The sequence below is a fragment of the Streptomyces venezuelae genome (assembly GCF_008642315.1).
GTDB lineage: Bacteria > Actinomycetota > Actinomycetes > Streptomycetales > Streptomycetaceae > Streptomyces > Streptomyces venezuelae_D.
Genome location: NZ_CP029192.1, coordinates 858,155 through 870,546 on the forward strand (window position 1 = coordinate 858,155; position 12,392 = coordinate 870,546).

The 12,392-nt window shown below is 72.8% G+C and carries 9 protein-coding genes; 2 read left to right on the top strand and 7 right to left on the bottom strand.

From position 1 onward, the window contains the following. Positions 1-213 precede the first annotated feature (213 nt). Together DEJ48_RS03710 and DEJ48_RS03715 are read left to right on the top strand one after the other, a co-directional pair. Positions 214-729 carry a hypothetical protein gene (locus tag DEJ48_RS03710; RefSeq protein ID WP_150214421.1) on the top strand — a complete coding sequence of 172 codons (516 nt, stop codon included), beginning with the start codon at positions 214-216 and terminating at the stop codon, positions 727-729. An 89-nt stretch (positions 730-818) separates the two neighbouring features. Continuing rightward, positions 819-1,472 (top strand): zf-HC2 domain-containing protein, encoded by a 654-nt coding sequence (locus DEJ48_RS03715; RefSeq protein WP_150214423.1) that lies wholly within the window; start codon positions 819-821, stop codon positions 1,470-1,472. A gap of 23 nt (positions 1,473-1,495) precedes the next feature. On the opposite strand, the gene DEJ48_RS03720 is transcribed toward DEJ48_RS03715, so the two are convergent. The 7 genes from DEJ48_RS03720 to DEJ48_RS40735 form a co-directional block, all read right to left on the bottom strand. Then, positions 1,496-2,356, bottom strand: coding sequence for an Fpg/Nei family DNA glycosylase (locus DEJ48_RS03720; protein ID WP_150214425.1), 861 nt, complete (start codon positions 2,354-2,356; stop codon positions 1,496-1,498). Positions 2,357-2,366: 10 nt separating this feature from the next. Then, the gene (locus DEJ48_RS03725) at positions 2,367-4,487 is read right to left on the bottom strand and encodes a SpoIIE family protein phosphatase (RefSeq protein WP_150214427.1); all 2,121 of its coding nucleotides are present in this window, start codon (positions 4,485-4,487) and stop codon (positions 2,367-2,369) included. 173 nt (positions 4,488-4,660) lie between these two features. Continuing rightward, a complete protein-coding gene (locus tag DEJ48_RS03730; protein ID WP_150214429.1) occupies positions 4,661-5,605 on the bottom strand; it encodes a ParB/RepB/Spo0J family partition protein in 945 nt (314 codons plus the stop codon). A gap of 381 nt (positions 5,606-5,986) precedes the next feature. Further along, complete coding sequence (aroF, locus tag DEJ48_RS03735; protein WP_223832423.1) at positions 5,987-7,030, bottom strand: 3-deoxy-7-phosphoheptulonate synthase; 1,044 nt, start codon at positions 7,028-7,030, stop codon at positions 5,987-5,989. A 155-nt stretch (positions 7,031-7,185) separates the two neighbouring features. Beyond that, positions 7,186-8,427 carry a sensor histidine kinase gene (locus DEJ48_RS03740; protein WP_150214433.1) on the bottom strand — a complete coding sequence of 414 codons (1,242 nt, stop codon included), beginning with the start codon at positions 8,425-8,427 and terminating at the stop codon, positions 7,186-7,188. 7 nt (positions 8,428-8,434) lie between these two features. After that, positions 8,435-9,049: a response regulator transcription factor gene (locus DEJ48_RS03745; RefSeq protein ID WP_150214434.1), complete on the bottom strand. Its 615-nt coding sequence runs from the start codon at positions 9,047-9,049 to the stop codon at positions 8,435-8,437. Positions 9,050-9,265: 216 nt separating this feature from the next. Next, positions 9,266-12,142 carry a helix-turn-helix transcriptional regulator gene (locus DEJ48_RS40735; protein ID WP_150214436.1) on the bottom strand — a complete coding sequence of 959 codons (2,877 nt, stop codon included), beginning with the start codon at positions 12,140-12,142 and terminating at the stop codon, positions 9,266-9,268. Between the last annotated feature and the right edge of the window lie 250 nt (positions 12,143-12,392).

The following is a 12,392-nucleotide window of genomic DNA, read 5'->3' on the forward strand; positions in this document are numbered from 1 at the left end:
TTGCCGTCCAAGTACCTGAAACGGAGTCATACAATTCCACCTGTGACGCGAACAACACAGGGCGGCCCACCTGCGGTGAAACCGACGCCCGGGTCAAGGCTCCGTAAAGCGCCTTGCTCGACACCCCTCTCGGGTAATCGGCTGTCCTCACCGTGTGCCGGATTGGGGGGCCAGAGCCGGTGACGCGCACGGCCCGGAGGAAGGCGGAGCAGGATGCGACATGAGAGCAGAGGAAACCCCGACGGCACGGGAGGCCCCCGGGACGGTGAACTGGTCGTCCCCATGGCGTGGTTGTACGCCGAATACATCGCCGACGAGCTGCTGCGCACCGGCGATCTGATGCCGCCGACCTCCTTCGAGTACCGGGCTGGGCGCGACGCCCTCGCCCTGACGATCTTCCTGTCGGACACCAAGAACGAGCTGTCCGGCATCCGCGTGGTCTCCCAGCTGGAGACCTGGCTGAGCCTGACCGCCTACGGCCAGCCCTGGCAGGACTGGGTGCGCGAGCGGATGGCGCTGCTCACGGCGGGCGCCGCCGCGGGCCCCGGACCCGATCTGGACCTCGCCGACCAGGCGTGGCGCTGGCTGCAGGAGACCGAACTCCTGGCACCCGACCTCGACTCCGTGCCCGGCCGCGCCGTCCAGGGCGAGGACGACGGGCCGAAGGTGTGGACCCCGGCGTGGCGGCTCGGGCTGCCGCTGGGACATCTGGCGATCCACCTCTTCTGAGACCGTTCGGCCCTTGAGTGAATCCGCGTTCCGCCGCGTATCGGAGGAGGAACAGCACTCCGCACCGACACGGAACGGCAGGGAACGCCATGGGGCCCCTGGAGCGGCATCGTGACGCGGGCGCCTACGCGCTCGGCGTCCTGGACGCGGCGGACACCTTCCGCTTCGAGGATCACCTCATGGACTGTCCGGCGTGCCTGCTGGAGATCGACGAACTCCACACCGCGACGCTCCAGTTGGCGCTCTACGGCCGCGCCACCCCGGCTCCCGTGGAACCGTTCGCCGCGCCCTCCACCGGCCTCCTGGACCGCCTTCTGGGCCGGGCGGGGCGGCTTTCCGGGGAACGGCGCGGGCGTCGGCTGTGCGCGGTCGCCGTCGGCGCCGTCCTGGCCCTCGGCGTGCCCGCCGTCACCCTCACGCCGGCGGACGGTCCGGGGCCGGTGCGGATCACCGCGCGTGACGCCCGCAGCGGGGTATCCGCGACGCTCACCGCCCGGGACCGGCCCTGGGGGTCGGAGATCGGGCTGACGGTGCGGGACACGGCGGGCGCGACGGCAGGCGGGCGGGTCTGCGAGCTGGTCGCCGTCGACGTCGACGGGTCCGAGCAGACCGTCATGTCGTGGCGGGTGCCCGCGCCGACGATGCACACGGAGGGCACCGCGGCCCTGCGCACCGCGCGGACCGACCGGTACGAGGTGCGCACGGCGCACGGGAAGCCGCTCCTGACCCTGCGGCGCCCATGACCTCGCGGCGCCCCTGACGCGCGCTATTTCAGCAGCTTCGACATCCTGCGGTCGGCGAGCGGTTTCCCGCCCGTCTGGCAGGTCGGGCAGTACTGCAGCGAGGAGTCGGCGAAGGACACCTCCCTGATCGTGTCGCCGCACACCGGGCACGGCTCGCCGGTGCGGCCGTGCACGCGCAGGCCGCTCTTCTTCTCCGCCTTGAGGCGGCCCGCCGCGACACCGCGCGAACGCTCCACCGCCTCGGTCAGCGTGGCCAGCAGCGCCACATGCAGCCCATGGACTTCCTCCTCGGTGAGGCGCGACGTGAGCCGGAACGGGGACATGCGGGCCGCGTGCAGGATCTCGTCGCTGTACGCGTTCCCGACGCCCGCGATCAGGCTCTGGTCGCGCAACGCCCCCTTGATCTGCCGTCGTTCGCCCGCCAGGAGGTCCGCGAACCGCTTCTCGTCGAAGTCGGCGGCCAGCGGGTCGGGGCCGAGCCGTGCGATGCCGGGCAGTTCGAGTGGCGCCTTTGTGACGTACACCGCCAGGCGCTTCTGCGTGCCCGCCTCCGTGAGGTCGAAGCCCTCCCCCGTCGTCAGGGCGACGCGCAGCGCCAGCGGCCCCTTGCCGGGGCGCGGCAGGCCCTCCGGGACGCTGTCGTGCCAGCGCAGCCAGCCCGCGCGGGCGAGGTGGGTGACCAGGTGCGTCCCCTCGGCGTCGATGTCGAGGAACTTGCCATGCCGTTCCACTCCGGTGACGGTGCGGCCTTCGAGGGCGCCCGGCGGCGGGTCGTACGTCTTGAGGACGCTGACGGCGGTGGGCAGCACCCGCTCGATCTCCCGGCCGACCAGATGGTCCGTCAGGAACTCGCGCAGCGCTTCCACTTCTGGCAGTTCGGGCACGGCTCTTCCCTCACTCCCGCTCTTCCGGGTCGGGCACGACGAACTCGCACCACACGCACTTGCCGCCGCCGCGCGCCTCCACGCCCCACCCGTCCGCGAGCCGGTCCACGAGGAGCAGGCCGCGGCCCGACACCCCGGACTCGCCCGCGTCGCGGCGGCGGGGCAGGGCGCTCGACGAGTCCTCGACGTCGACGCGCAGCCGCCGGTCGGTGCCGGTCAGGACGCGCAGGGTCACGATCGCGGCCCCGTCGGTGTGCATGAGCGCGTTGGTGATCACCTCGTCGGCCACCAGCTCGATCTCGTCGGCGCGCTCGCCCGCGCCCCAGGCCCGCACCGCGGCGGTGATCATGTGCCGGGCCTCGGCGAGCGCCTCCGGGTCGCTGGGGGCGACGTGCTGCTGGAGGCGGCCGCCGGAGCGGGGCGTGTCGTCGGTGCGGCGGCGCAGCAGCAGAAGCGCCGCGTCGTCGTCCCCGCCCCGGCCGTCGACGATGCCGCAGAGCCGGTCGGCGAGCCGCTGCAGGTCGCGGGGTGCGACGGCGGCGAGATCCGCGAGGGCGCGCATGCCGTCGTCCAGGTCGGCGCCGGGCACTTCGACGAGGCCGTCGGTGCAGAGCAACAGGGTCTGTCCCTGGTCGAGTTCGAGGGTGGTGACGGGGTAGTCGAGGCGGCCGAACTCCGCCGAGAGGCCGAGGGGCAGGCCGCCTTCCACGGACACCCGGTGGCAGGAGCCGTCGGTGTGCTGAAGCAGCGGGTCGAGGTGTCCCGCACGGACGAGCTGGACGACTCCGGTGGACAGGTCGGCGTCGGCGTAGAGGCAGGTCGCGAAGCGGTCGGTGTCCAGTTCGTGGAGGAACCCGGAGGCGCGGGCCATGACGGTGGCGGGCGTGTGGCCCTCCGCGGCGTAGGCGCGCAGAACGATGCGGAGCTGGCCCATGACGGCGGCGGCGTGCGTGTCGTGGCCCTGGACGTCACCGATGACGGCGCCGACGTGGCCGCCCCCGGAGGGGGTGCCCCCAGGCAGCGGGATCACGTCGTACCAGTCGCCGCCGATGTCCCTTCCGAGAGCCGCCGAGCGGTACCGGACGGCGATCTCCGCCCCCGGCACGCCGGGGATGGTGCGGGGCAGCATCGCCTGTTGGAGGCCCTGTGCGAGGTCTTTCTCCTGCTCGTAGAACATGGCGCGCTGCAGGCTCTGCGCGATGCTGCTGCCGAGGGCGACCAGGACGTTGCGTTCGTCCTCGGTGAAGCCCGTCTTGTCCTGGTAGAGCAGGCCGAGCACGCCGATGGGGCGGGCCTGCGCGATCAGGGGCAGATAGGCGGCGGCGGTGATGCCGAGCTCGCCGATGTGCGGCCAGAGCAGCGGGTAGGACTCGGCGAAGTCGTCGGCCGTCTCGATGTAGCGCGGCGCGAGGGTGCGGACGACCTCGCTCATCGGGTAGTCCTCGTCGACGCCCGTGAGGCGCGTGCCGGGCACGAAGCTGCCCGCGGGGCCCTCGGCGACCAGCCGGATGCGGCCTGCCTCGACGAGGCCCATCACCAGGTTCGACGCGCCCAGGTGGGCGAGGCCGTGGGTGTCGCGCAGGACGTCGATGACGTCCCGGACCGTGCGGGCGTGCGCGAGCGCGGCCGTGGTGCCCTGGACGAGGCTCGTGGTGCGGCGGCGCTCCGCCTCGTCGTCGGCGCGCTCGCGCAGTGCGGCCGGGCTGTCGCCGAGCTCCCGGGTGGCGTCCCTGACGAGGCCCACGATGCGGCGCGGGCGGCCCGTGGCGTCCCGCTGGATGCAGCCCTGCGTGTGGGTCCAGCGCAGGGTCCCGGTGTGGCAGCGGATCCGGAAGTACGCGCCGTACGTCTCGCTGCCGTCCTTCAGGGCGTGCGAGACGATCTGGTCCAGGCGGTGCGCCTCGACGGTCGGCACGCGGAAGGCGAGGGTCTCGGGCCGGTTGTCGTACTGCTCGGGGCGTACGTCGAAGACCTCGTGGGCGGTGGCGTCCATCGTCATGAGGCCCGTGTCGAGGTCCCAGTCGAAGCGGCCCGTGCGCAGCGCGGCCCCGTACAGCGCGAGGAAACAGCCGGACGGTTCCCCGGCCGGCTGCCGCCCGCAGCGGCATGGTCCCGCCGGGTCGTGCTCCATGGGATCACGCTAGGCGGAGGCTCCCGCCGCCGCACGCGGGAGCACGGCGCCCGGGGCGGGGCGCGGGGACGGCGGGCAGGGCTCCGCCGTCCAACCGCGGGCCCCGCCCACTTGGACACCGTGCGGCCGACCGCGGGCCCCGCTCACCCGGACACCGTGCGGCGGAGCAGCGGTTACGCCGTCTCCGCGACCTTGCTCTGGACCCGCACCGCCACCTCCGTCCACATCTCCGCGCTCTCCCCCGCCAGGTAGGCGACGATGCCCCGGCAGTGCGGCGGGACCTTCTCGATGATCTGGTCCCACTCCTCCATGCTGATCGTGTGGATGTTGAGCAGCCGCAGCAGGGTGCGGCCGATCTCGCTGAAGCGCAGCGCGGGGTCGGCCTTGAGGCGCTTGACCGCCGCGGCACGGTCCTGGGCCGCGTCCCGGTCGGGCACGGCCGAGGGGCGGGCGACCCGCGGTGCCGCGACGTGGCTGTCGTGGTCGGTCCGCTTCCCGCGCCGCGGGACGGGGTCCTCGCCGCGCATCATGCGGTTGCGTACGTCCCGTACCGTCTCCGGCGAGATGGCGGCGACCCGGGCCACCTGGCGCAGCGACAGGGCGGGGTTCCGGGCGATGAGCTCGCTGGCGACCCTGCGCCCTTCGGCGCCGTTGATGGGCCGCACACGGCCGTCGTGGCCGATCCTGCTCTCCTCGCCGTCCCTGCCGCCCGGCGCGCGCCTGCGGATGTCCGCGACGGTGCCGGGCGCGATGCCGCTGACCGAGGCGATCATCCGGTCCGACCACTGGGGGTGGGTGGCGATGATGCGGGCGGCCGCCCGCTTGCGGTCGGCCGTGGTCAGCGGCAGGCCGTGGGTGACGTTGGACTCGACGGCCAGGACGAAGGCGTCGTCCTCCGCCCCGTCGAAGTACTTCACTGCGATCTTGCGCTGCCCCTGGAGTTCGGCGGCGCGCAGGCGGTGCAGTCCGTCGATGACCCGCATCGTCGGGCGGTGCACCGTGATGGGCGGCAGCGGGGTCTGTACGACCGCCAGTGCCTGGACGTGCTCCGGATCGACTCCGGCCGTCCGCGGTGAGTCAGCCGTCGAAAGCGAGCCGATCTCGACTTCGACGACCATTAATCGGTCGATCTCTGCGTGCTCGGGTGTTGCCAACTCAACTCCCCCTCAAGCTCTGATGTTCCCCCGTGTGCGTGTCCCGGCATGCCGACCGGTCACGCCACACCGCCGCGCCGCGTACGCGTTCGCCCTTGGTCGAGGGCCCTGAAGTGAACGCGTTGCGCGCTCTGCGGGTGTGTTCTCCCGGATCACGGCGAAAGGTGCGGCGCGCACGGGTGCGCCCTTCGCCGTCTTCAACCACCGCATCCGGATTCCGGGAATTCACGGAATCCGTACCGTCGGGCCGCGGAATGCATTTCCACGGCCGGTCATGTTCACCTTAACAACGCGTTTTCCGGCCTGGTACCCCTCACTAGTGGCACGCCACGGGCCGCGCCACCCCTATTCACCCCTACCGGCCTGCGCACCGGCCGCGGACCGCGCGAGGGTGCGGCCCATCAGCGGCGACAGGGCCCGGACGGCGTACGCCACGTCGTCGATCTCGGTCCGCGTGAGGGCCTGGTCGCCGTCGCAGAGTGCGGTCCCCGGCTCGGGGTGCACGTCGATCATGACGCCGTCCGCGCCGGCGGCGAGCGCGGCGCGGGTCAGCGGAAGGACGAGGTCCCGGCGGCCGCCCGAGTGCGAGGGGTCCACGATGACCGGCAGGTGGGAGAGGCGCTGGACGACCGGTACGGCGCTGATGTCCAGGGTGTTGCGGGTGGCGGTCTCGAAGGTGCGGATGCCGCGCTCGCAGAGCACGATGTCGAGGTTGCCGCGCTGGGCGATGTATTCGGCGGCCATCAGCCACTCCTCGACGGTGGCGCCGAAGCCGCGCTTGAGCAGCACGGGCCTGCCCGCCGCGCCCACCTCCTGGAGCAGGGCGAAGTTGTGCATGTTGCGGGTGCCGATCTGCAGCATGTCGGCGTAGGGAGCGACGAGTTCGACGCTGGCCGGGTCGATGACCTCGGTCACCACGGGCAGCCCCGTCTCGTCCCGCACGTCGGCGAGGATGCGCAGTCCGCTCTCGCCGAGCCCCTGGTAGGCGTACGGCGACGTGCGCGGCTTGAAGGCACCGCCCCTGAGGAGCGAGGCGCCGGCCGCCTTGGCCATGCGCGCGGCGGCGAGGGTCTGCGAGGGGGTCTCCACCGCGCAGGGTCCCGCGATCACCGTCAGCGTGCCGGGGCCGATGGGGACGCCGGCCACGCTCACCACGGAGCGGTCGAGGTGGTGTTCCCTGCTGACCAGCTTGTACAGCGCCGAGATGCGCACGACGTCCAGGACTCCGCGCAGGTGGGCGAGGTTCAGGGCGCCGAAAGCGGCCACGTCCCCTACGAGCCCGACGATGGTGCGGGTCACGCCCCGGCTGACGAACGCGTCCCCGCCTGCCGTGCGCACCAGATCGACGACGGCGTCCACATCGCGCTGCGTGGCCTCGGGGGCCATCACGACAACCAAGGGTTCCTCCCGGGCATGAGGCCGCGACGACGAGCGGGACCGATCGCGGATACGTGATATTCCCCGGAATTGTCTCGGGCCCGTCGTGCGGGACCCTTCGGGGAATTACGTCGGGCGACCACGGTAGGAGGTGTCCGTGCCATTCCTCAATGAAGTCCGGTCCTCTTGTCCAACTGCCCAATATCTTCGGCACCTTCACGTGGATCTCCGGTCCGTGCCGGGAAGGCGACTTCCACGGCGAGTCCACCGTCGGGGCGTGCGCGGACGCTGATCACCGCGTCGTGGGCGAGGGCGATGGCGTGCACGATCGCGAGGCCGAGGCCGGGGTGGCCGTCGGCGGCCGTTCGGCCGGGGCTCCGGAAGGGTTCGAAGAGCCGGTTCACCTGCTCGGGCGCGACGCGATCGCCGGTGTTGGCGACGGAGAGGACGGCGTGCCCGCCCCGTACGGCGGTGCTGATCTCCACCCGGCCGCCGGGGCGGTTGTGGCCCACCGCGTTGTCCACGAGGCAGGAGGCGAGCCGCTGGACGAGCGCCGGGTCACCCGTGACGGGCGCGGGCCCGACGGCCGCCGCCACCTTCAGTCCGAGGCGCTCGCTGTCCGGGCGCGCGACGTGCAGCGCCGACTCGGTCAGGGGCGCGAGGTCCAGCTCCTCGCGGTGGACGAGGCCTCGGTGACTGCCCGCGAGCGCCAGCAGGGACTCCAGGAGGTGGGCCTGCCGCTCGCTGATCTCCAGGAGCCGCTCGGAGTTCGCGCGAAACGTTTCCGCGGTGGCGTCGCGGTCGACGAGCGTCTCCCGCAGCAGCCGGCGCTCCTGGGTGAGCGGGGCGCGCAGGGCGTTGGCTGCGTCGGCGACGAATCGCCGGTGGGAGTCGAGGGCCCCTTCCAGGCGGCCGAGGAGCCCGTCCACGGTGTCGGCCAGCTCCTTGAGCTCGTCGGCCGGTCCCGCGACGGCGAGCCGCTCGTGGAGGGTGTGCGCGGAGATGTGCCGGACGGTGCCGGTCATCGCCCGCAGCGGGCGCAGCACACGCCGGGCGACCAGCCGGCCGAGGACGGCCGAGACCACCAGCATGACGGCGAGCGCGACACCGGACTGCATGAGCAACTGCCGCAACTGGTCGGCGTGCTGACGAACCGCCTGCTCCTGGAGCAGCGCGAAGACGTCGCCGGAGCCGGCCGTCGGCCGCACACCGGGGAGCCCCCCGCCGGAGCGGCCGCCGCTCACATCCGTCCCCGCGTCCGCGCCCGCCCCGTCGACGAGGACGCGGTCCGCGGGGAAGCGCAGGACGAGCAGATACGTGAGCGCGAGCAGGACCGCCCCGGAGGCGACGAGCAGCGCGCCGTACAGCAGCGTGAGGCGTACGCCCGCACGCCGCGAGGGCAGGTGCATGGGCCCCTCAAATCCGGTAGCCGCCCCGGGGAACGGTCTCGATGACGGGCGGGGTGCCGAGCTTGGGCCGCAGGCGGCTGATCGTCGCCTTGACCGTGGTGGTGAACGGGTCCGTCGTCTCGTCCCACACCCGTCGCAGGAGTTCGTCGGCCGGGACGACCCGGCCCTCGGCCGCCAGCAGGTACTCCAGGACCGAGAACTCCTTGGGCGTGAGCGCCAGCCGCTCGCCGGCGCGCGTGGCGACCCGTCGTGCCGGGTCGAGTCTGAGGTCTCCGCGTACGAGCACCGGGGGCGGCGCGGTCCGCGAGCGGCGGCCGAGTGCGCGGACACGCGCCACCAGTTCGGCGTGGGCGACCGTGTCGGATGCGGCCAGGAGCAGCACGCGGGCGTGTGTCGGCCGTTTCGCCAGTCTTCGGCAGACCTCGTCGCCGGACATGCCGGGCAGGTCCCGGGCGAGCACGACCACGTCGTAGTCGGTCACCGATGTGCGGGCTAGGACAGCGGCGCCGTCGGGGACGACTTCGACCACCATGCCCTCGCGGCGGAGCGCCCGCGCCGCCGACCGGGCGGGCCCGGCGTGCTCCTCGGCGACCAGAACCCTCGTCGGAGTGGAGCTGATCATGAAGTCCACGGTGCCCGAACGCCCGTCACGCACGGGTCACAGCCGGCGCGGTCTCGTGCGGGCCGGTTCCTGTGAGGCGGTCGCAGATCTTCGGACCGCGGTGTGACCGCCCGCCGCGTAGAAACGGAACCGCGTCACCGCAACGGCAGCCGGCAACTCACCGAGCCGCACGAGCCGCATCGAGGGGGAGACGGGCACATGACGGATGTCCGGTCGTCAGCCCACGTGCAGCCGGTCGCAGGCGTCGTGCGTCGCGGGTTCCTCGTCGTCGCCGGGTCCCGCGACCGGGCCGATCTTCGCCGCGAGGTCCGCGCGCCGCTGGACGGCGAGTTTGCGGTAGGAACGCGTCAGGTGCTGTTCGACGGTGCTGATGGTGATGCAGAGCTTGTCGGCGATCTGCCGGTTGGTGTGGCCGCGGACGGCGAGCGTGGCCACACGCAGTTCGGCGTTGCTGAGTTCGTCGGGGTGTCGGCGGTTCCCGGCCGACCACGGCTGCTCGGCCGGGTGCGGGCTGCCCTGGTCGGCCGCGGACGGCGGCACGGGCATGCCGCACTCCCCCGCCAGTCGCTGCGCCTTGCGGGCCAGCGCCCTGGCCTGCCCGACCTTCCCGAGCTCCCGCTGCGTCCGGGCCAACTCGTCCAGGGCGCGGACGAGTTCGATGCGGTGTCCGGCGTCCCGCAGGATCTCGACGGCCTCGCCGAGGAGCGCCGGCCGGTGCACGGCCTTCAACGTGGCGGCGAGCACGCGCAGCGAGACGGCGCGCACCCAGCCGTTCCGCCCGCCCGCGAGGGCGAGTTGCTCCTCGGCGAGGGCGCGGGCGCGCTCGACGTCGCCCAGCGACAGATGGGCCTCGGCCGCGTCGGTGCGCCAGGGCACCAGGGCGGGCAGGTCGAAGCGCCGGCGCCGCATGAGGTCCCCGCAGGTGAGGAAGTCGTCCAGCGCGGCATAGGGGCGCCCCGCGGCCAGGAAGTAGTGGCCGCGGGCCCGGAGGTAGAGCAGTCCGTCGGTCGTCTGGAAGGCCGAGTCCGGTACGGGTACGGCGAGGTGCGCCGCCGCCTCGTCGAGCCGGCCCATCAGGGTGCCGGTGAACAGCGCGGTGGCGACGGGCGCGGCGACGGCCACGCCCCACCCCTCCGCCGGTACGAGGGCGAGCGCCGAACGCGCCAGCTTCCGCGCGGTGGTGAGGGCGCCCGCCCTGAGCTCCATGCGGGCTCTGGCGGCGGCCAGCAGCGCCTGCCACAGGGGCGCGCGCCGTTCGGCGGCCTCGTTGAGCAGCGTCTCGCACCAGAAGGCCGCCGCTTCGAGGCGGTCGGCGAGCACGAGGGAGTCGACGGCGACGAGGAGCGCCGTCACGGTGTCGTCGTCGAGCCGGGTGCTCTGCAGGATCTGTTCGGCCCTGACCACCACGTCCTTGCCCGGCCCGTCGAGGAGCGACTTCACCAGGCTCGCCGCCCGCCGGTGCGGGCTGCGGGCCAGGGCCGCCGCGTGCTGCGGGGTGGTGTCCTGCGCGGTCGTGTGCTCCGGTGTCCCCCCGGGGGCGGTGCAGTCGGCCGCGGCGAGCCCCGGGTAGGCGTACGTCAGCCAGAGGTGCGGGCAGTCGTGCCGGTGGGGTGTGCCGGTCCCGCTCCGGCCGGCCTGCGCGGCGCTCTGCCGCTCGACGGCGCGCAGGACGTCCAGGGCGCGTTCCGGGCGGCCGAACCAGAGCAGGTGGCCGACGAGCGCGTCGGCGTGCCGGGTGCCGAGCCGCCCGTCGAGGGCGGCGGCCGTGAGTTCGGGCAGGTGCTGGGCGACGCCCGCCGGGTTGACGCGCCAGAGGGCCCGGGTGAGGGCGGCCCGTATCTCCAGGGACTGGTGGGCGTCGGTGCTGGTGTCGCGGGCGATGCGCAGACAGGTGAGGGCGAGGTCGACCTCGTCGTCGGCGAGGGCGCGCTCGGCGGCGTCGATCAGGGTGCGCCGCGCCCAGGGCGCGTCGACGGTCTCGGCGGCGATCAGGTGCCGTACGACCGCGGACGGGGCCCCTCCGTGCTCGTGCAGGACCCGGGCGCAACGCGCCTCGACGCGGGCGCGGTCGGCGGGCTCCAGGCTTCGCAGGGCCGCGGTGCGCCCCGCCTCGTGCCGGAACCAGCCCGCGTCGAGGAGCCCCGCCTCGTTCAGCGCGCGGAGGCTGCGCAGCAGCGATTCCCTGCTGGTGCCGAGGACCTCCACGAGTTCGGCGAGCGACATGTCGGGGCCCGCGACCGCCAGCGCCCATGCGGTGCGGCGGGTGGCGAGGTCGCTGCGGTAGAGGCAGGTGGCGACGGCACGGACGAAGGATTCTCCCGGTACGGGATCGCCGGAGGCGGCGTCGGCGGCGCCCGCGGCGCGGTGGTCCTCGATGAGCGCGCGGGTCAGGAGCGGGCTGCCGCCTCCCATGTGCAGCAGTTCGGGAACGAGCTTGCGCGTCCCCCACCCCGGCGCACCGAATGCAGAGATCATTTCTGCGACTCCGGACCGCTGGAGCGGGCCGAGCCTGATATTTCGGCAGCCGGGCAGACGCAGTAAATCGACGCGCAATCTCGCATTGCCCGCCAGGAAGTCGCTGTTCTCCCCCAGCACGACCAGAATGCGGCTCACGGCCAGTCGGCGCGACAGGTAGAGGAGGCATTCGAGCGAGTCCTCGTCGGCATGCTGAACATCGTCGATACTGAGCACCAGGGGCCTTTCCCTGGCTTTTTCGAGCAGCAGTCCGCAGAGCTCGGGAATCCCGTCCATCGCCACGGCGGGCCGTTCGCCGGCCGCTCGTCGCGAGCGGGCCGAGTCCGCGACGAGCGCCACGAGCCGTGTCGCGCGGCGTGCGTCCGCCCCGGGCAGACCGGCGCCGAGCAGTAGCTGCCCCATGACCCCGAGAGGCAGGTCCGTCTCCGCACCGGACGCTGTGGCCTGCAGATACAGTGCGCCCTTGGATGTGACGCGCGCACCGAAGGCACGCAGCAGCGCGGTCTTGCCACTGGCGACGGCGCCGCTCACCATAAGGACGCCGCCATGCCCGCTCTCGGTTGAGACGAGCATGTGTTCCATGACCGAGAGTTCTTCACCACGATCCACCAAGTTCATGAGCCGACTTCTCCCCCGCGGCTGATGGCTGGTCCTCGGGGTGACCGGAAGACCGACTGGCTCCAATGCTTGGACTTGACCGGCCACCCGACGCACGACTCTGCCATATTTGAAAATCAACTACCAGCGCCATTTGACTCAATGCCACGTCATAACCGACGTGAATGCGCCACGCCCCAACAAATCGGACGGGCCCGCTCCATATCATTCGGAAACTCTTGCGCATTTGCCTGATGACTGAACTCGGCGA